A 21825-nucleotide genomic window follows, 5' to 3' on the forward strand; every position below is an offset into this window, starting at 1 on the left:
CATCTATTTTATTATTTGAGGACCTGAAACTAACCAAAAATCAGACATAATATCATTTGCAATATTTTTAAATACCTCATCTAAATTAAATCCTGGGTCATCATATCTATAGATACTGCCTGGCTCTGTTCCAATGCTTGTTCCAATAGACCTAATATGAGTCCCTAGGTTACTTGCATAACCTATAAGATAGCTTTTCACTCCATTACCAGCATCGAAATTTTTAATTAAGCTGCCTACAGAAGTAACATATGATGGACTTTTTGTAATTACGTCACTTCCATTACCGGTAATGGCATAGTTAGTATTTGGATTACTCCCCTTCTGGTCATCTTCATAAAGGAAATCAATATTTCCTTTATCTAAATAATACTTTGGATCTAATGTAGAAGCATTGAACTCCCACCTGTAGGGATTCCAATACGACCCATTCTCATACCTATTCCAATTACCCTTTTTAGTTTCGTATGTTGTTTCTCCATCTACCAACAGAATCATATAATGATGCACCTGATCTTCTACATTTATTGACATTCTTGTTCTAAAATCATTATGAAGATTATAGGCTTGTCTTAGGCCATCCCCAGTATTTGTACCACCTGCTGCTTTTGTTTTTTTTATGACCTCTACCAAATCATTTTTCTTATTTTCAAGATAGACATCGTATATAGGCTGTCTATCGCTAGGGTTCTTATTAGCAGTAGGATTAGGATAATTTCCAGTTGTAGAAAATGGCACCAACGATATAAATACATTTTCTTCTTTTGAAAATCGTTGTATTATTCCCGCCTCAGGATTAGCTAAAGTTCCTGTTAATGCTTCTCTTACGTATCTTATTCTTGCATTAGTTGCTTCTGTGCTTGAATTACCAGCTCCAGCTGGAGTTTCATTCATACTACCAGATACATCCGTTACTATGGTTATATAAGCTATTTGATTTTTCCCTTTACCAGATGTTTGTCCATCATTACGATAAGCTAAGGCCACTGATGGAGATGCTTTTGTGCCTTTATCAACTACTTGTACTGCATTGGTAGATTCTACAGTGGATTCAAAAACTATCTTTTCTCTTGTTCTATTTCCTTCAGCATCTATTGCATAAGCATAAATCTTATATTTCATTGCATTGTTGCTCTTAGCTGAGGCGTCTTTTTCAAAAAACACTTCATATTCAATATTATCCTGTACCCCTACTAAAACCCTTTCTTTATGCTTGCTCCCATTGTACTCCATTACAACTATTCGTTTTCTATCAGGAGATACCATGAAATAGTTCCAACCGGGATCCATGCTATTAGTACTTGAAATAAAAGTTTGTGGCACAGCAAAAACTGCCTTAGAATATCTTACAATTTTAGTTGTCTCTTCTGTAACAATCCTTATAGAGGATTGAAGATCATACTCTTTTACTGTTAACTTGTGTGACTTCGTACCTAAAATAAGTAAATTTGCACTGATCATAATCACTAGACTGGTTATAGCTATAGTCAATATTAGTTCTACTAATGTAAACCCCTTATTATACCTAAGATCCTTTCTAATCATATATCTCACCTCACATATCTTACTTAGCTATTTTTTCTCTTACTATTTGGTTGTTATTATCCTCATTTATTCTCATTGTAGATGGAACTTTTGTACTATTACCCTTTAACTGACCCACAGATGTAACTTTTATCCAGTTAATTTCATTCTCTTTTATTCTATCTATGGTTACGGTAGCTGTTCCTTTTTCTACGCCCTTAATATCAATTATAATAGTATCTATTATAGGTTTATTATCCCTCTTTAGCTTAATGACAGCTGCCTCAATTTTCTTAGGATTGTAATCTGGATTCATTAATGCAGCATATGTTAAGTCAACACCGGCTAAGGCAATATAATAGGTTTGAATCCGCTCTTTTTGTTTGGTTGTCTCAAAAATGTTTTGCCTCACAATATACATAACAGAACTCATCAATATCATTAAGACTGTAAAAACCAATAGTACCCATACAAGTGCTGCACCTTTCCTTTTTTTTAAAACACACCATTTTTTCATTGCCATTCCTCATTTCTTAAATGACTTATTTCTATACAGTTTAATAGGTTCTTATTTCACAACTATAATTCTAAGTAATGCATACTTAATATCTTGAAAAAATATAGTCATATACCAATTAATTAAACTTTCTCCCAAAATACTACTATAAAAAATCCTAACATAAAGTTTTTTTCATTATTAAGATTTTGAATTTAAGTTTCATCCTAAGCAGTTCACTACTTTCACACTGAAATTTAAGTTTTAAAAATAAAAACTTTTCAAACAAAAACTAGAATATTTTAAATCTATAACCTCAACAGTATCTTCTAAACTGTAATTTTCATCGTTAACTTATATATCTTCAATAAATAACTTATTAATACTACTTGAACTAATATTTAAAGCTACAGCCCTTCACTTTAATGCCTTTACTAATTTAGATTTTCCTTATTCCATATTCGGGATACAAATTACTAAACCTTTTGTCGTTATAATATTTTTGTTTGCTTCCTAGAACTATTTTTGTTTGTTCCGAGCCTTTGTCTAGGCTACAAATTTTGAGTTGAAAATGAGTAATTACATTTTTTCAATGATTTTTATTGGAATTTTCAGTATGAATTTTCAGTTCTTGTTACTTTCTATAAGGTAGTAACAAGAACTGAAAATTTTTATTTGATACTAGTGAAAATAGAATTTCTTCCATTTCAAAGAGGAAGCACCATGCATTTGCATGTTGCTTCACAGTTTGTTCACCACTTCCGGAGGGCTTTGTGAGGCCGAAGGGTTGAACTTGCTAAGTATAAACTTCCACAATTACCTCCCCTGAGGTGGTAACAAGAACTAGAAGTTTTTATTTGCTAGTATCAATTTCGACACAATTCGAGCTACCCCTAGGGGGCCTTGGCGTACCAACGGACCGCCTTGCTTTTATTTTTTGTTCAAAAAGCGGAGATTTTGTTTGTTACCTCCGTGGTCTTGCAAATTACCTGTGGGAGTTAGCTTCTTATGGTGTTATAACACCTGTCGTATCAACAATTGATGGTGCAGCACTAATCGCTCCACCTGAAATAGTCCAAGTTAGTACTTTTGTACCTGTAGCAGGTATATTTGCAGAAAGTTTGAAAGCTGATCCAGATTCAATAAGAGTAGCTGGTACCGTCACAATTGCTCCAGTTGTAGCTATTGTTGCTGTTGCTGTTGTGGTAATATCACCATTTGCAACACCTATTGCAACAGCGCGGTTTAAGGTTGTAAATGTAGCTTTGTCTGAAGAAATTTTTGCTTTGTCTGTGAAACCTGATAACCTAGGAACTGCTATTGCAGCTAAAATACCAATAATTGCAATAACCACAATAAGTTCGATTAGAGTAAACCCTTTCCTCTTATTTTTCTTCATTAAATCCAGTTTAACTAAATCCATTTTCATTAATAATTCCCCCTTATAATCTAATATTTTAAATATATAATAATGAGTTAACTACAAAATATTAATATTGCTAATTTTTATAATTACCATGCACACATTTTATAGTTATATCATATTAACCAAACTATTACTGAACTGTATTCATCATCTCAAACATCGGCATCATCATAGCAATAACTATAAATCCAATTAAAACTCCCATTACTATAATCATAAGTGGCTCTATCATTGTAGTCATTCTTTTCAGAGATGCTTCTAATTCTTCATCATAAAAATTCGCAGTTTTATCCAATATATCATCTAGCGAACCTGACTCTTCCCCTATTTTTATCATGGAGTTTAGCATTACTGGAAATAGAGATTCATCTCCTATCGCTTCTCCTAAAGAGATGCCTTTTAATACTTTTTCCTTAATTTGTTCTAAGCTGTTTTCTGCTACTTTATTTCCAACTACTTTGCGTACTACTTCTAGGGCTTGTACCAAAGGTACACCACTAGCAAGTACTGTAGATAGTGTTCTAGTAAATCTAGATACTATTACTTTTTCTGTAGTATCTTTAATTATTGGTAATTTTAATTTTAATCCATCTAGTGATAGTCTACCTTCTGGAGTCTTAGCATAAGTTTTCATACCATAAACTGCTCCACCTATAACTACAACTAGTATGTACCATTTAGTTCGTATAAATTTGCTTAACCCCATAACTATCCTGGTGGGTGCTGGTAGTGCTACCCCTGAGCCTTCAAACATTCCTGTGAAAGTAGGCATTATAAAGGTTAAAAGGAAAATCACCACTACCACTGATAAGCCTGCTAGTACCATAGGATACACCATAGCACTCTTAAGTTGGTTGTTTATTTTATTTTCTTTTTCATAATGAGATGCCATTCTACTCATTATTATATCTAGATTACCACTGACTTCACCAGTGTTAACCATATTTATCAGTAAATTGGGAAACACATCATTATGCTTTCCAAGTGCTTCCGACAGAGAAATACCCTTTTGTACATCATCATGTGCTTCATTTAAGCACTTCTTCAATTTTTTATTTGCAGTTTGTTTTTTTAAAACATCTAATACATTGGAGATGTTAGCACCTGCATTTATCATGGTGTGAAACTGCCTACAGAAAATGTAAAGGTCCTTTGTTTTAACCTTTACAAAAGATTCAAATACATCCTTCTGCCCACGTTCTAATGTTTCTTTAATTTCTATAGGATAATAATTATTATCCTCTATCATGGCCAATACTTCATTTTTACTACTAGCCTTAAATATTCCTTCTGATTTTTCACCTTGATGATTCATAACTTTATATTTAAATGTAGGCACTTACTCACCCCCGTTATTCTTTTAAAAACGCTATCTTAATCAGTTCTTGAACCGTTGTCATTCCTTTTAATACTAAATCAGTACAGGATGTTTTTAGCGTTTTCATTCCATTTTCTATGCATATATCTCTTATTTCATCTACACTAGCATTACGCATGATGTATTCCCTGTGTTTACGAGTTACTTCCATTATTTCGTATACACCTATTCTTCCTGCATATCCACTGTTGCTACAGTGGCCACAACCTTTACCCTTATGAAGCAATAGCTCTTCATTTGAGTGAATGCCTAGGATTTCTTTTTCAAAATCAGTTGCTATATAAGTTTCATTGCACATTGGACATATTTTTTTTACTAGTCTTTGAGATATAATTCCTGCTATAGCACTAGCCACTAGGTAGGGTTGTATATCCATGTCTATAAGCCTTACAATTGCTGAAGGTGCATCGTTGGTGTGAATTGTACTTAGTACTATATGCCCTGTTATAGATGCTCTGGTAGCTATTTCTGCTGTTTCATTGTCCCTTATCTCGCCTATCATAACCACATCAGGGTCTTGTCTTAAAATCGACCGGAGGCCCGATGCAAAAGTTAGTCCTGCTTTCACATTTACGCTTACTTGGTTTATTCCATCTACTACATACTCCACAGGGTCTTCTACTGTTATAATATTCTTACTGTTATCATTAAGTTCGCTTAATAAGGTATATAGTGTAGTGGATTTTCCACTACCTGTAGGGCCTGTAACCAAAATTATTCCATATGGATTTTTAAGTATTTTTTCTACTTTTTCTAAATCATCTTCGTTCATACCTAGTTTTTCTTTACCTACTAAGAAATTTTCTCTATCTAGTACACGGATAACAATCTTTTCACCGTGAATTGTTGGCAAAGTGGATACACGCAAATCTACCCTCTTATTATCTACATCTGTTAAAATTCTGCCATCCTGTGGAACTCTCTTTTCTGCAATATTTAATTCTGCAAGTATTTTTATACGGGTTATAAAAGCATTAAATATATCTTTATTGTATTTAGCTATTTCTTTTAGGGTACCATCTATTCTATATCTTATTTTTATGTGACTTTCAAAAGGTTCTATATGTATATCACTAGCCTTCAGCTTTATTGCATCACTTATAATAGAATCAACGAGTCTCACCGCTGGAGCGCTTTTTATATCATCTAATTGTGCTTTGTTTTCTTCCTTCTCTTCATTTGTTCCTTGGGCCTTTGATAAATCCTCAGCAGCTTTCTTCGCATTTTGACTAGCATAATACTTATCAATTGTATTTTTAATATCTTTTGTTGATGAAATATATATTATAGCATCAAAAGCTGTAGATATTGTAACGTCGTCTATTGCAAATATATTTAGTGGATCAGACATGGCAACCTTTAGTTTATTGTCTTCCATACCAAAAGCAACTAAGTTATATTTTTTCGAAATGATTTCTGGTATTATTTGAACAACTTTTTGCTCAATATCTTCCCTATCTAAATGTACTCTTTTTATAGATAATTGTTGCTCTAGAACTTCTAAAATATCTTCTTCGCTTAAAATACCATCTTCAATAAGAAGTTGTCCTATTCTTTTCCCAGTGCCTTTCTGTTTCATGAGCACTTTCCTAAGTTGTTCTAGATCTATCTTTCTAGATTCGACTAATAAATCTCCTAATCTCTTTTTTGCCATATTCTTCATTGGCTATGCCCCTTTATTAAGAATTCATTTGACATATTTCTATAATAACAAATTTATACTATTCTACCTCTTTTTCTATAATTAATTAATATAATTGTAATACGATAAACAAGTTATTACAATATTTTTTCACTTTTTATAGTAAATTTTACATTTTTTTATATTTTTTCCTCCACCCCTAATTCCATTTATTTTCTTTAATTTCACTCATTTTTTAATTAAATTCACAATTTCTAAAGCATGTTTTCCATTGAGAATTGTTGTTTATATCTTACCCTACAACTTACTTATTTTCAATGCTTCATATGCATTCCATTATTACCCAATAATTTTTCTCACAATATTTTTCCCAGCTTTCGGCCCTGCCACCCGTAATTATATTGCCCTCTCTTATAGCATAATTTCAGTTACGGACTTCCCATGTTTTAATGCCTATGTTTCTTTTCTTAGAGTATTTGTTTAGTTATTTCCTGTCCATATTGGTAGAGGAAGGTAACCCCCAAATTTTTATTATTTTAATTCGCAATTTTCTTCAACAGTCATTATTAGTTTCTTTAGATTTTCTACAGATTCCTTTAGAATTAAAAAATAGTAATTTTCTATTCCCTTTCTCATTACTTCCACTATGCCAGCTTGTTTCAAGATTTTAAGATGGTGGGAAACTGCCGGTCTTGATAATTCAATTTTTTCTGTTATAGCATTTACATTTAAACCTTCAGGTGTTTCAGACAAAATGATAACTATTTCTTGTCTCTTTTCATCAGATAAGACTGAAAACAATGGAATGCATTCTTTAAATATGGTCATTATTTTTAATTTTCTTTCTTTATTAGACATTTTATTAATAGGACCTCCTTTCTAACCTTCAGCTGCTAATTTATATATATCTTCTGGTTCATGTACACAATTGCCCTTATTATTATTTAATGAAGCTTTATACATTGCTTCAGCCAAAGCTGTTGTTTTTGTAGGTTTGTATTTTTTAAGCTTACCAATAAAAACAAAGGGTAGCACTTTGCATAACGCTAGTGTAACTCTTTCACCTAACCTAAAGTCTTTTCTATCTCCCATAAGAATTGATGGCCTAAATATGTGAAGGGAATCCAAGTTCATATCTTTTAACCTTCTTTCTAATGTCCCTTTTACGCTGTTATAAAAAATTTTAGACTTTTCATTAGAGCCAAATGCAGAAATAACAAAGAACCTACCTTTTCCTGATCCTTTTGTAATTTGAGCACTTGTAATTGGATATTCTAAATCCACCTTTTTAAAATTCTCTTTTGTTTTTGCTATTTTAATCGTTGTGCCAAGACAGCAAAACACACTATCCACATCAAAGAGTAAACGATATTTTTCCAAGCTATTAAAATCTACTATTTCTTGATGAATTTTTTCACTTTCTATATTTAATTTTTTTCGTACTAATAGTGTAACTTCATTATATTCTGATGAATCTATAAGCATCTTAGTTAAATCCTGTCCCACCAGGCCACTAGCTCCAAGTACTAACGCACTTTTATTTCCCACTTTATGCCACTTCCTTTCTATATTTAGTGTGTTAACTTGCACACTGATAAATTATTTTAATAATCTTCACTACATGTTTATTGGTTTAATCTTATAACCCAATAGTATATAAATAACAGTTGATTGTCAATAACCATTATTTGTAATTTCAAAGTACTTTATTGTTCTAGTGGAAACCAAAGATTATGAGTGCAATGTTATAAGTTTACTGCTACCCTTATAACATTGCACTCATAAGTGGATAATCCTCCTCCCCTATCCCTCCACACATAGCACTTAGACCAGAATGAAGAAAACAAGAGCGGCCAATGGCTTTATCACCATACTTTAGCCTAATTTCATCCACTGCTTTATTAAGCTTACTATCTTTATCATAATCAAAGGTATCAAGCATGTAGCACTGATAAAAATCATTACCACAAAAGTCAGTAATATGGACTCCTAAGTGCCTTATTGGGGTTCCCTTCCAAACATTATCAAATAGATAACAGGATATCTCATATATTTTATGCGTAGAGTCCGTCGCTATTTGTAATTTCTTTTGACGGGAATATGAGATTAAGTCACTCCCTCTTACGCTCACAGAAACCACAGTGCAGCAGTTCTGAGAATTTCTAAGCCTCATAGCTACTGTTTCACACAAGGATAACAGTACTTTATGCGCTGTATCACTATCTTCCACGTCAAAAGCTATAGTTGTAGAATTACCTATGCCTTTCATTTGAATGTAATTACTTTTTCTAACCTCAGACCTATCTATACCATTAGCATAATTATAAATTACCTGTCCGTGACTTTTAAATTTATTCTTTAAAATTTTCAAATCATAATTTGCTAAGTCTCCAATAGTATTAATATTTAAATTGTGTAATTTGGGTGCCGTAGCTCTACCTACCATGAACAAATCTTCAACAGGTAGTGGCCACATCTTTCTCTTTATTTCCCAAGGAAATAAAGTGTGTATCCTGTCTGGCTTCTTAAAATCCGAAGCTACTTTTGCTAAAAGCTTATTATTTGATATTCCTATGTTTACGGTAAACCCGAGCTCCTGTTTTATCCGCTCTTGTATAGTTTCAGCAAGCGACCTATAGTCTGGATATAAATGCTCCATGTTAGAAAAGTCTAGAAAGCTTTCATCGATACTAAATCTTTGGATTTGCGGAGTATATTCCTGAAATATAAGGTTCATAGCCGCGCTACAGTTCATATATAGCCAATACCTAGGTGGCACTATTACTATATTGGGACATTTTGCCCTAGCATTATATAGTGTTTCCCCTGTTTGAATATTGAATTTTTTAGCGGGTATTGATTTAGCTAAAACAATGCCATGCCTACTTTCCTCATCTCCGCCTACTACAGATGCTATTTCTCTTAAATCTATTTTCTCTCCTTGTTGAAGTCTATAAGTAGCTTCCCAAGATAAATAAGCACTGTTAACATCAATATGAAAAATTAATGCACTCATATAATATCACCCTCTTTACTAATTCTATTTCATTACAAGAACATATGTTCTTGTAATGCTATTATATAACACTTTTCCTTCTATTATAAGCGTTCTAGAAAAATATTTTAGAACCCAATAAATCTCCCCTTTTGAGTTCGCTGTAGAATTGCTTCTATTTAAAGTAAAAAAAAATGACTGTAGTTAGATTTATAATCAAACTACAGTCATTTTTTATATATTTATATACTCTTATCTATTTGAGATATCTTTGCGATTTTATCCTCAAGAAACAGAAATTTAAAGTATCTTGCTAAAACATAAATAACAATTAAAACGGCTAGCATCTCTTGAAATTCAACTAAATACTTTAATGTATATATAGGTTGTTTAATTTTAACTAGATATCCATTAAGTTGCTTCATAGCAACTGCGCTTATCACCATTGGAAAAGTGAGTGCAGAATAACTTGGGTAAAATTTAATTTTCAATAGCTTTGGTAAATACGAAATCACCCCTAGGAACATTATAAGGGATAGACCACCTAAAAATCCTAGTATAAGATTATTTTTTACTGGAAAGCAGGCTAAATATCCAGCTAAACATAAACTAGCTGGAGCTGTAAATATTGCAATAGTTGGTAGTGCAGGCTCTGGAATTCCCTTAATAACGAATGTCCTATAAATCACAATAGGTAGCAGACATAAATATGATGTAAGCCCAAACCAGAAAGCCCCTTTTCCAAGACTAATTAAATTATAAGTAGGTGCTGTCATACTTGCTACCACAATACCAACATAAACTACAAAATAGCTTGGAAAAACTTTTTTTATATCAAAATTAAAAATAAACTTTGCTGTAAAATAAATTATTAAAAAACAGTGCAGTACTAAGCCAAAACACCAAATTCCAAAGGATATTGAGGGATCATAGGGTTTTATATAAGTTGCCAAAATCATTAAGCCCATAGTAAAAGTAGGTATTACACTGGCAACAACTGGGTTTTTAAAAGATTCTACTACTGCTTTTGTATCAAAAGATATCTTAAATATAAGTAGCAATAATATTAATGCGGATACAACTCCAAAGATATTCCTGTATATACCACCATAAGACAATACTAAATTGCCAGTTGCAGCCAGTGCTAGCATCAGTCCCGCTATTGGTACTGGAATTTTTTTAATTAAATTTTTCATTTAATTGCCTCCCTTTAATAAAAATAATCACATATACTATATATGAAGCCTTATAGCAAGTCCAATAGATAATCACAATAGATTATCCTTTATTCATTACAAATACCAATAGCAATTAAAAAATAAAATATCCTATTGACAATAAACGAATGGTCGTTTATTATATAATTATTAGAGGTGATCCAATGAGAAGAAAAGATGACGGAAAAGAGAAGAGCATAAAAGAAGCAGTGATTAAGCTAATACTAGAACAAGGTTTTCATGGTACTTCTATTTCTAAGATTGCTAAAGAGGCAGGGGTCTCCCCAGCTACTGTTTATATTTATTATGAAAATAAAGAAGTAATGCTACGAGATATCTATCTTGAGTATTCTGAAGATATCTTAGATTATTTACTTAGCAAGCTTTATAAGGAGATGGATGGCCATGAGCTCCTTGAAATGCTCACTAGAGGTTATTACACCTATATCCGTGAACATGGCGAAATATTTCATTTTGTAGATCAATTTTCGAGTTGCCCAGCCCTTTCTAGTCAATGTTCAGAACAAAAGAACATAAATGACTTAAACATACTGTTAGAAGAAATGAAAAATAATAAAATAATTAAAGATTTTAGAAATGATAATTTGATAGCTATAATTTTTTATCCAATTAAATCTATTGCTACTAAACAGTGTGTTGGAGAAATTGAACAGGTGCAGCTCCTTGAGGAAATGATTACAATAATTCAAGATGCTCTACTTTTGTAACTATAAATTATATTATTAAAGCGAGAAAATTTTGTTAAAGTAATAGCTACAAAATATCTCGCTATTAAACAATAAATAGTTAAACGAACATTCACTTATGAATATTATTAAAGAAAGGATGATTTTAATGATGAATATAGATAAAAAAAATAAAGATGGGATGGTAATACCTGTAGCAGACATAGTTTTATTACCAGGAATGGCTTATACTTTGAAATTGAATAACATTAGCGAAGAGGAACTGGAAAATTTAGCGAAGAAGGAACAATTTAGTATTGCATTACCTTTAAAGCAAAACTTTAATCAAAGTCAGTTAAAGCAAGAGGATTTTCATAAAGTTGGAGTTTCCTTTCATGTAAATGGAATTGAAAAAACAGAGAAAGGCTATCAATTAAAAATTAAAGTGTTAGATAGGGTAGAAATTAAAGAGCTTAATATAGGGAATGGTTTTACTCGTGTAGAATTTGAGATCGCACCAGATGTTATTGACCTTACAGAAAAGAGCCAAGAAGAAATGCTTGAGTATGTAAAAAAAGTCACTCGTGAGGTTAGCGAGCATTTTAAGGGCTCAGATCAGTTTATGAAAATAGTAGAGGATCAAAAGGATTTAAATAAACTCATAGGTCACCTTACTCAATTTATGCCTCTTACAAATGAAGAAAAGTATGAGTTAATTGAAACTCAATCTTTAAAAGAGAGAAGCCTTAAGTTTATGGATTACCTCTTAAAACAGAAAGAATCTCTAAAATTACAATTTGAGATGGCAGAAAAATTTACTGAAAAAGCTAACAAAAATTATAGAGAATCAGTGCTTCGCGAACAATTGAAAGCTATACAAAGTGAATTAAATGAAGGAAAGAGTGAAGGTTCTAAAAAAGACAAAGATTATTTTAATAGAATTCAAGAAGCTCAAATGCCAGATGAAATAAAAACTGCTGCCTTAGAGGAACTTGAAAAGCTAGAAAGCCAAAGTGAAAATAGTTCTGAATATAATATCATACGTAACTATTTAGATCTATTAGTAAAGCTTCCTTGGAAAAAGGCGCAGCCTAAAGCTATTAATCTAGGAGAAGCTAGACGTATATTAGATACGCAGCATTATGGACTTGAAAAAGTTAAAGATAGAATAATACAACATTTAGCAGTTATGAAGCTTAGAAATGATAAAAAAGGTTCCATTTTATTACTAGTTGGACCTCCTGGTACTGGTAAGACAAGTTTAGGAAAAAGTATTGCGCAGGCCCTTGATCGAAAGTATATACGCCTTAGTTTAGGTGGAATACGTGATGAAGCTGAAATTCGCGGCCATAGAAGAACCTATATAGGCGCAATGCCTGGAAGAATTCTTCAAAGTATTAAAAAGGCGGGAGAGATAAACCCAGTTATGGTTTTAGATGAGGTGGACAAACTAATGTCTGGTTACAACGGAGATCCAGCCAGTGCATTGCTTGAGGTACTAGATCCAGAGCAAAACAATAGTTTTACTGATCATTATTTGGATTTACCTTATGATTTGTCTGAGGTATTCTTTGTAGCAACAGCTAACTCCCTAGACAATATTCCTAGGCCATTACTAGATAGAATGGAGATAATTCAAATATCTAGTTATACTATGAATGAAAAATTCCATATAGGTAAAAATCACTTAATACCGGAAATACTTGAAGAACATGGATTAAGTAATGACCAGTTAGTTATTGAAGATGAAGCACTACAGAAAATAATTAGTGAGTATACTCTAGAAGCTGGGGTTCGCGGACTTAAAAAGCAGCTAGCTACACTAGCTCGAGTTACCTCAGAAAAGATTGTGACAAATACTGTAGAATTACCATTTAAAGTTACTGTAGATGCACTAGATGATTTACTTGGAAGAAAAGTTTCAAGCCATGATAAGGCTCAAGTGGATAACCCACCAGGAGTTGTTACAGGCCTCGCTTGGACAGCTGTAGGTGGAGAAATACTTTTCATTGAAGCTACCGACATGCTAGGAACTGGACAAGTTACCTTAACTGGTCAACTAGGAGATGTAATGAAAGAATCTGCAAAGATTTCTTTAAGTCTCCTTAAGTCAAGGTTACCAATCAATACTATAAACTTTAAGGAAAGAGATCTTCATATTCATGTTCCATCAGGGTCTACTCCTAAAGATGGTCCATCAGCTGGAATTACGCTATTCACTGCACTTGCTTCCCTTGTTACAGGCATAAAAGTGGATTCAAAACTTGCAATGACAGGAGAAATTACTTTAAGAGGAGCCGTACTCCCAATTGGGGGACTTAAAGAGAAGTTACTTGGAGCACAAAGAGCTGGAATAACAAAGATATTAATTCCAAAGGATAATTTAATTGACCTAAAGGATGTGCCTGAAGAAATTAAAAATCAATTGACTATTAAGACAGTAGAAACTGTAGAAGATGTACTACGCGAAACTTTAGGAATATCTTTACCTAGAGTAGAACATGTATTTAATCCTAATATATCTACTGGTGGAACTTTTAATTCAAATCAAATGTAGTATTATATATAACAAGAAAAATTAAAGGAGGCCCTAAGTGGCTTCCTTTAATTTTTTAATCTAAATTGTTCAAAGTATTATTTAATTGCGTATAACTCAGCTAATTTATCAAAAGCTGCTAGTGAATTTTGTATTTTTTCGTGAGAGATACAGTAGGCTAGTCTTACATGTCCTGGGCATTCAAATGCTGACCCCGGTACTAGTAATAAATTAAATTGTTTTGCCTCCTCACAGAACTTTTTATCATCTGCTATTGGTGTTTTAATAAATAAATAAAATGCCCCTTGTGGTTTTACACATTTAAAACCTATTTTTGTAAGATGGTTGTACAAAGTATCTCTATTTAACTTATATATGCCCACATCAACTTTAGTCTCCAGACAATTTGCAATAACCCTCTGGAATAGTGATGGTGCATTTACAAAGCCTAAAATTCTATTAGCCACATTTAAGGATGCCATTATATCTTCAAAGGAATCCATATTAGTATTGGCAACTACATACCCTATTCTCTCCCCTGGAAGTGATAAGGATTTACTATATGAATATCCAATAAATGAATTTTTATAGTATTTTAAAATATATGGAACAAAAGCATTGTCATAAACTATTTCTCTATACGGTTCATCAGATATTAGATATATGCTTGTCCCTAACTCTTCCTCTTTTTCACGGAGTAATTTTGCTAAGTCTTGTATAACTTTTTCTGAATAAACGGTACCTGTGGGATTATTGGGAGAGTTCATAATAATTGCTTTTGTTTTGTTATTTATTTTGTCTTTTAATACTTTCATATCAGGTTCAAAGGTATTAATATCCGTAGAAACTACTACAAGTTTACCATCAAAATTATTTACATAGTTTCTGTATTCACCAAAAAATGGTGCAAAAACAATAACTTCATCCTCAGGGTTTAGTAATGTTTTAAGTAAGATATTTAATCCTCCAGCTGCTCCACAGGTCATAACTATGTTACTAGAATTAATATCTATGTTATGTTCCTTATTTATAAACTGTGCTATTTTAGTTCTTACATCTTCATATCCAGAATTATTCATATAGCCATGTACAAGTTTAGAGGGAGTTTCATTTAATATTTTATTGATTTCATTTTTAATGTTTTCAGGTGGTTCAACATTTGGATTACCCAAACTGTAATCGAATACATTTTCTTCTCCATAAATTGCAGATAATCTTTTACCTTCCTCAAACATAGCTCTTATTATAGAGCTATTAGCAACTAAATTTTTCATCTTATTAGATATCATTTTAAGTCTCTCCTTTTATGTTTTTGGTAAACATAGTTAATTTTGTACTTAATTCTATAATCAAGTATATCATAGAAATGTTAAGTTGTTTGAAGATTCTAAAAAAACGTTAATTTAAAAGGATAATGTTCATCTTATTTTCATTAATTTGTGTTATATTATTGACATAAAGAAATACTACAAATACAAATTAAGGTGGTAGAATATATGAATGAAACTATAAATTTATTAAAAGCTCATAAATCCATAAGAAAATATAAAAATCAGCCGGTAGAGGATGAAAAGATAAAAACCATTATTGAATGTGCACAAAGTGCCCCTACTTCTAGTTTTATTCAAGCCTACACCATTATAAGTGTAGTGGATAAATCTAAACGAAAAGATATAGCACATCTTGCAGGCGATCAAACTTATGTGGAAGAGTGCCCATTATTTTTAGTTTTCTGTGCTGATTTAAACCGCACCAAAATCTCCTGTGAACTTAATCATAAAACTATGGCAGAGGGGTATACAGAAACCTTTATTTTAGCAACTGTGGATGCTGCTCTTGCTGCTCAAAATGCTTTAATTGCTGCAGAATCACTGGGACTAGGTGGAGTTTATATAGGTGGTATAAGAAATAATCCATCAGAAATGTGTAAGCTTTTGAACCTACCTTCCGGCGTATACCCTGTGTTTGGAATGTGCCTTGGATATCCAAATCATTCCCCAGACATAAAAGCAAGGTTACCTCTAGACGTAATATTTAAAACTGATGAGTACAATATAGATGGCGATGCTAAAAAAATAGAAGAATACGATGCAGAAGTTAGTGCTTATTATAAAAGCAGAACTAAGGGAAAAAGATCAGATACATGGACAACTCAAGTATCTAATCTAATGGATAAACCACAAAGGCCGCATATGAAAGATTTTTTGGACAAACAAGGCTTTAAAATGAAATAAGTATTGGGCACTCTTTATATGGAGTGCCTATTATAATAACTGTATCCTTAACTTTCCATCCTCATAACTTGCTTTAACAATTTTTTTTGAATGTAATTTTTGCGGAAGTACAAAATTTCGTTTTTCATTCTTAATAGAAATACTAATTTCATCACCCCTTTGAAGTAAATTTAATTCACTTTTATCAACAAAAGGCATATTTATATTTAAATAATAACTTTCATCCCTACTTGATTTTTCAACCTCAAAAATTTTATCCTTAAATAGCACTATCTCCGGAGAAACCTCTTTAAATATGCTCTCCCCCATATTAAGTAAAGATTCATAATTTCTAACCTCGCTATGCATTAGCTCAGCTTTAAAGATTGGTACAGGGCTAAAGCTTTCACTTATATCATTAATATTTTCACTTTGAAGCTTCATCCACTTTTCGAAATAGCCTTTCCCACCCTCCTCTGAAATTATTTTATTAACAATTATTGCGTCTACATTAAAATCATAGAGATGCAAATAAGAAAAATTCCTTTTTGCTTCTTTAACAACAATCTTTTCTGGAGTAGTAACTATTCTAAGGCTTACCTTATCCTTTTCTAGCATTAACTTATGGAGTTCATCAATTTTGTTATAAAGGATTTCAATTTCATCAAAAGTTTTATCATCAGGAAGTGGAATCTTTATTGTACGATCAATTATTGGCTTTACAATTTTAGCAGCCTTTCTTTTCATAGGAAAAATTTTATCCATCCACCATTTAAAAAGCTCTGGAAACTTTAAAAGTGACATAGTTTCCCCAGTAGGAGCACAATCAACTATTAGCACCTCATAATTGTTTTCATCATTAATCTGTTTGATTTTAAGTAAGGAAATTAAATCTTCAAAACCTGGAAATACTAGTAATTCTTCAACCTCAATGGTTTTTTCGCTTTTTAATATCATCAATTTTTCTATATAGCCCTTAATATTTCCCCAAATAGCTTCATTTTCAATAAGGGCGTCCACCTCTATAGCTTCTAAATTATCTGAAATTTTTGTAGGAATATTAGATAGCTTTACACCGAAGGCATCACCTAAACTATGAGCTTGATCAGTACTCATTATGAGCACCCTTTTTCCACGCCTTGCAATTTGGCAAGCTGTTGCTGCTGCAACACTAGTTTTCCCCACTCCACCTTTTCCTGTATATAAAATAATTCTCATTTTAATCCCTCCAATTCAATTATAGAAAATCCACCTTAACCTTTTTAATCTCATTCTTTGCCTCTTTTTCATCTTTTTCAGACAAATCCTGCATAAGCTCCAACGCAATATCCTTTATAACCGTAGCTGCACCTTTCTCAAATTTATTTAGTCTATTCAATGCTTTTTCCGGCAAAATATCTTTTATAATTTCATATTTAAGCTTTTCGATTTTTATTAATTTTTTAATTATTTCTCTATTCATTTAATCCACCTTCTCTTCAAAATATATAGATAAATAATCCTCATTAAAACTGGCTTTACTTATTGTGTACTTTCTCAGTGAATTTGGGCAAGGAATATTCCGCTTAAAATTCCCTATTTTAATAGATATATCGCAGCCAGTTTCATATACCTCTAAGTCTTTTTTGTCTCCAAAGGGCACATATACTTGAAGCTTATAACCCTCTTCTACCTTTTCAAATTTCTCATTAAAGGTTATTTTTTGAACCTTTAATATATCTTTAACATTCAGAGAATCCTTAGCTATTCTTTCTAGTCCGTAAGTTCCGTTAATATCTACCTCATACCATTTAATTTTAAACCTAGGCAGGTTCAAAAATACTGAATCTATTTCTTCCATGTATTTTTTTTGAATACATTTCCACTCATCAAAAAAGCTATTACCTATATCTTCTGGTATTATCCTATTAATATATATAGCATCTACATTAAAATTATAAAGATTTAAATACATGTAGTTCCTCTTTGTCTCTTCAATGACCATTTTTTCAGGAATTGTAACAAGTCTTATACTACAAATCTCTCTATTTTTTAATAAGGTTTGAAGCTCTGAAAGCAGTATAAAAAGCTTTTCAATATCATTCATAGCTTGGTTATCCGGCAACTCTATTTTAAAAGCTATTTTAGAGATAGGTCTAAGCACTTTCATTGCAACCTTTCCAATAGGGAACAATTTTTCCATATACCAACTCATAAGCTCTGGAAATTTTAGAAGGGATATTGTTTCTCCTGTTGGTGCACTGTCCACAATTATTAGGTCATATATACCTTTATCATGCAAATCTTTAATTTTTAAAAGACAAAATAGCTCTTCCATTCCTGGAAACACAACAATATCCTCAAAATTTTCTATTCCCTTTTCATCTTTAAAAACCATCATTTTTTTAAAAGCAGCTTGAATGCTTCCGTAATAATTCTCCATTTCGTAATTAGGATCAATTTCCAGTCCCCATAATTTATCCCCAATTTCTGTAGGCTCATTTTTTATATCCTGCATAAAGATATCACTTAAATTATGTGCCATATCTGTACTAACAATTAATGTGTTTATGCCCTCCAATGAAGCCTTTAGAGCATGAGCTGCTGCAGTACTTGTTTTGCCCACTCCACCTTTTCCAGTAAAAATAATAATTCTTTTCATATTATCCCTCCTAATTTTAATTCCTTAAATGAATAGTTCTTTTGTCGAAGTATCTCTTTTAAAAATAACGCAGGTACACTACGCTATTCAATAATTATTTTTCTTAGTTTTTTAACAGGAGTCCCTTCTTCTTTAACTGGGCTTGCACCTTCCTTAAAAACCCCAAGTACTTTATTATAGATGCTTAAGGCTGAAGTAATTTCCTCCTGGGTAAGTTTTCCGTATATCTTAATAAGATATTTCGTAATCATATCCTTTTCCTTCTCAATAACTGTGCTCGCAACCTCTGTAAGGGTTATTAAAACTATCCTTCTATCCTCAGTACTTCTTATTCTTTCTACCATTAGTTTTTTTTCTAATCTAGCAATAACCCCTGTGGCAGTATTTAATGGCGCTATTATATATTCTGCAATTTCCGTCATATTAGCATTCTTTTTTCTGTATAAGAATAATAGTGCTAATATTTCATTCTTAGAGAAATCTAAAAATATATCACTCCACTGCTCTGGAAAAAACAAAACCTTAAACTCATCAATATGATTAAAAATAATTTTCTCTATTTTGTTTATATCCATAAATCCTCCATAATAGTTCTTGTTACGAACTATATTTTAATTCTATCACCGAAGTATTTCATTGTCAATAAAATTTTATATTTTGGAAGTGATGCTTCTATTTTACCCTACTTATCTAAATGTACCTTAGCATATATATAAATTTTTCTTACTTAGTAGAAAATTTATATATAGTACTATGCTCATATTTCTGGTTTGCTTTAAGTATTGGTGAAGGAAACGAATTATGGTTTACAGCATTAGGAAAATATTGTGTTTCAAGACATAATCCACTTCTTTTACTGTAAGTGGTTCCACCCTTTCCTGGTTCCAAGCCTGTTAGAAAATTTGCAGTATAAAACTGTACTCCAGGTTTAGTTGTGTAAACTTCCATAATACGTCCACTTTTTTCATCGTAAACTTCAGCTGCCTTGCTTAGTTTATTACCACTACTATTAATTATCCAGTTATGATCGTAACCACTTCCAAGTGCAATTTGCTCATAGTCACTACAAATATTTTCTCCAATATAGGTAAGCACTCTAAAATCCATTGGTGTATTATTTACCTCGGCTATTTCACCAGTGGGAATAGAGTATTTATCATTTACTGTAAACTTATCAGAATTAATCATAATCTTATGCTTTAAAACATCTCCTGAGCCTTGTCCTGATAGATTAAAGTAAGAGTGATTAGTAAGATTTACTATAGTATCCATATCAGAAATAGCAAAATACTCTATTTTCAGTTCATTGTCTTCCGTAATCGTATATTTAACTCTTAATTTAAGATTTCCTGGATACCCTTCCTCCCCATCTTTACTTAGGTACGAGAATTCAATACTTCCATTGGATTCTTCCACCTGCACTTCTTCCTCCCAAACTACCTTATCAAAACCTACTATTCCACCATGTAAATGATTTTCACCTTCATTTTTAGCTACTTTATACTGGACTCCATTAATTTTAAAACTTGAATTTTCTATTCTGTTAGCTACTCGCCCTACTGTTGCTCCAAAAAAATTTTTATATTTTCTATAATCCTCAAATTTATCATAACCTAAAACTACATCATCAAACTCACCTTTACTGTCTTGAACCACTAAAGATACTAAAGTCGCTCCATAACTCGTGATTTCTGCTATCATACCCTTGGAGTTCTTAATAGTGAATAGATATACTGACTTTCCATCTACAATTCCAAAATCTCTTTTTATACTCATAATTAAATATCCCCTCCTTAAAAAATCAGAGGTGATGAAATTATAGTAAATTCACCAACCTCTTAATTTAATTATACATTTTTTTGTATCCAATAGGAAATTAACTTTATATAATCCTAAGTTTTAGAAATATTGTCCTTACTGGATAATATGCTACCAGGATTGATTTTTTTATTTATTTCAACCATTCAGGTTCTTCTCTTATAATTGGTCTTATACCGTACTTTTCTTCAAATGCTCTTAAAATACTTTCCCTAGTTTCTGAGGACGTTTTAATCTTAGAAATCAAATCTTTTGATATACCATAGGTAAATGGGCAATTAGCTAGACATATACCACAATCTGTCCCTAAACTCCGCCATCTTCTATAACACTCCTCAGCATTTATCTTCCATCTTAATATACCTTCATCTTCTGCCATTTCGCTCTTAGGTATTGCTTTTCCTGGGCATGTCTTTGCACATCTTCCACACTCTAAGCAGAATTCTTTAACGCCAAAATCTTCGCCTACATCTGGTATAAGAGGCAAATCTGTGGTTACTACGCAAATCCTAACACAAGCTCCATATTCTTTAGTTATAAGTAGACCATTTCTTCCAAAGTCACCTAAGCCTGCATCTCTTGCTACCAGTGGTGCTATTACTAAATAGTTTCCATCCATATGATTTCTAGCATCATACCCAAGCTCCCTAATATAATAGGAAAGAATCATTCCTATAGTTGCTGACTCTACATATCCTTTTGTAACAGCTATTGATTCTGGAAGCTTTGGAGCTCTCATAATCATTTCCTTATCCATAGCTACTGCAAACACAATTCCATATTTATGTTTTTTATTAATTTCTTCACCATAATTTTCTTCATGTCTTCCCCTATGAGTATAATAATGATAATCTTTCATTTCAGTTATACCAACTAATTTCGCATTATAAAACTTAGCCAACCCTTTGATTCTTTCTGTCATAACAGCTGGGTCTACCTCAACTTTATTTTGTGCTACCTCACCTTCGCTGAATTTTCTTATATCATATAAATATTTAAAGGAAGCATCTACCATAGGTGAATTTATGTCATTAAACATCACCGAACCTTGTCCACCCATACTTGGTAAACTTCTTAATGAATCATCACCTTCCTTTAAATCAGGATTTCTACTATAATAATCATTATAAATTTCGCTGCCTTCACTATAATTCATTCTAGCAAACATTGTATTTCTTTCATCGAACTTTTTCATAAACTTCTCCTTTTATGTTTTTTATAAATAACTTCATCTAATACCCCACAAATATTAC

19 protein-coding genes are annotated in these 21825 nt (G+C 32.0%); 3 read left to right on the forward strand and 16 right to left on the reverse strand.

Going from position 1 to position 21825, the window contains the following annotated elements:
* Positions 1-3: 3 nt before the first annotated feature.
* The 9 genes from KPL50_RS15340 to KPL50_RS15380 form a co-directional block, all read right to left on the reverse strand.
* Positions 4-1545 carry a prepilin-type N-terminal cleavage/methylation domain-containing protein gene (locus KPL50_RS15340; protein WP_216299411.1) on the reverse strand — a complete coding sequence of 514 codons (1542 nt, stop codon included), beginning with the start codon at positions 1543-1545 and terminating at the stop codon, positions 4-6.
* 19 nt (positions 1546-1564) lie between these two features.
* On the reverse strand, positions 1565-2041 hold the full coding sequence (locus tag KPL50_RS15345) for a hypothetical protein (RefSeq protein ID WP_216299412.1): 477 nt from the start codon (positions 2039-2041) through the stop codon (positions 1565-1567).
* 985 nt (positions 2042-3026) lie between these two features.
* Complete coding sequence (locus KPL50_RS15350; RefSeq protein WP_253200647.1) at positions 3027-3449, reverse strand: type II secretion system protein; 423 nt, start codon at positions 3447-3449, stop codon at positions 3027-3029.
* A gap of 127 nt (positions 3450-3576) precedes the next feature.
* Positions 3577-4785, reverse strand: coding sequence for a type II secretion system F family protein (locus tag KPL50_RS15355; RefSeq protein WP_216299413.1), 1209 nt, complete (start codon positions 4783-4785; stop codon positions 3577-3579).
* A 13-nt stretch (positions 4786-4798) separates the two neighbouring features.
* Complete coding sequence (locus KPL50_RS15360; protein WP_375372928.1) at positions 4799-6487, reverse strand: GspE/PulE family protein; 1689 nt, start codon at positions 6485-6487, stop codon at positions 4799-4801.
* A gap of 510 nt (positions 6488-6997) precedes the next feature.
* Entirely contained in the window at positions 6998-7324 is a 327-nt protein-coding gene (locus tag KPL50_RS15365; RefSeq protein ID WP_253200648.1) for a helix-turn-helix transcriptional regulator, read from the reverse strand.
* Between the two features lie 21 nt (positions 7325-7345).
* Positions 7346-8014 carry an NAD(P)H-binding protein gene (locus KPL50_RS15370; protein WP_216299414.1) on the reverse strand — a complete coding sequence of 223 codons (669 nt, stop codon included), beginning with the start codon at positions 8012-8014 and terminating at the stop codon, positions 7346-7348.
* 217 nt (positions 8015-8231) lie between these two features.
* On the reverse strand, positions 8232-9482 hold the full coding sequence (locus KPL50_RS15375) for a DNA polymerase IV (RefSeq protein ID WP_216299415.1): 1251 nt from the start codon (positions 9480-9482) through the stop codon (positions 8232-8234).
* 221 nt (positions 9483-9703) lie between these two features.
* Positions 9704-10657, reverse strand: coding sequence for a TDT family transporter (locus KPL50_RS15380; protein WP_216299416.1), 954 nt, complete (start codon positions 10655-10657; stop codon positions 9704-9706).
* Positions 10658-10842: 185 nt separating this feature from the next.
* Here KPL50_RS15380 and KPL50_RS15385 point away from each other — a divergent pair, with 185 nt between their 5' ends.
* The gene (locus tag KPL50_RS15385; protein WP_216299417.1) at positions 10843-11406 is read left to right on the forward strand and encodes a TetR/AcrR family transcriptional regulator; all 564 of its coding nucleotides are present in this window, start codon (positions 10843-10845) and stop codon (positions 11404-11406) included.
* Between the two features lie 127 nt (positions 11407-11533).
* A complete protein-coding gene (gene lon / locus KPL50_RS15390; protein WP_216299418.1) occupies positions 11534-13921 on the forward strand; it encodes an endopeptidase La in 2388 nt (795 codons plus the stop codon).
* Between the two features lie 77 nt (positions 13922-13998).
* Here the strand turns inward: lon and KPL50_RS15395 are convergent, their stop codons facing one another.
* On the reverse strand, positions 13999-15189 hold the full coding sequence (locus tag KPL50_RS15395; protein WP_216299419.1) for a pyridoxal phosphate-dependent aminotransferase: 1191 nt from the start codon (positions 15187-15189) through the stop codon (positions 13999-14001).
* Positions 15190-15396: 207 nt separating this feature from the next.
* On the opposite strand from KPL50_RS15395, the gene nfsA reads away from it, so the two are divergent.
* Entirely contained in the window at positions 15397-16134 is a 738-nt protein-coding gene (gene nfsA / locus KPL50_RS15400) for an oxygen-insensitive NADPH nitroreductase (RefSeq protein ID WP_216299420.1), read from the forward strand.
* Positions 16135-16164: 30 nt separating this feature from the next.
* Here nfsA and KPL50_RS15405 read toward each other — a convergent pair whose 3' ends face one another.
* The 6 genes from KPL50_RS15405 to KPL50_RS15430 form a co-directional block, all read right to left on the reverse strand.
* Positions 16165-17331 carry an ArsA family ATPase gene (locus tag KPL50_RS15405; protein WP_216299421.1) on the reverse strand — a complete coding sequence of 389 codons (1167 nt, stop codon included), beginning with the start codon at positions 17329-17331 and terminating at the stop codon, positions 16165-16167.
* Positions 17332-17350: 19 nt separating this feature from the next.
* Positions 17351-17575, reverse strand: coding sequence for a hypothetical protein (locus tag KPL50_RS15410; RefSeq protein WP_216299422.1), 225 nt, complete (start codon positions 17573-17575; stop codon positions 17351-17353).
* Positions 17576-18754 (reverse strand): ArsA family ATPase, encoded by a 1179-nt coding sequence (locus tag KPL50_RS15415; RefSeq protein ID WP_216299423.1) that lies wholly within the window; start codon positions 18752-18754, stop codon positions 17576-17578.
* An 83-nt stretch (positions 18755-18837) separates the two neighbouring features.
* Entirely contained in the window at positions 18838-19329 is a 492-nt protein-coding gene (locus KPL50_RS15420) for a MarR family transcriptional regulator (protein WP_216299424.1), read from the reverse strand.
* A 148-nt stretch (positions 19330-19477) separates the two neighbouring features.
* Positions 19478-20530 (reverse strand): aldose epimerase family protein, encoded by a 1053-nt coding sequence (locus KPL50_RS15425; protein WP_216299425.1) that lies wholly within the window; start codon positions 20528-20530, stop codon positions 19478-19480.
* Positions 20531-20705: 175 nt separating this feature from the next.
* Positions 20706-21767, reverse strand: a complete 1062-nt coding sequence (locus tag KPL50_RS15430) for a 4Fe-4S dicluster domain-containing protein (protein ID WP_216299426.1) — start codon at positions 21765-21767, stop codon at positions 20706-20708.
* Positions 21768-21825 lie beyond the last annotated feature (58 nt).

The organism is Clostridium sp. CF012, from assembly GCF_018861755.1.
Taxonomy (GTDB): Bacteria; Bacillota; Clostridia; order Clostridiales; family Clostridiaceae; genus Clostridium_AD.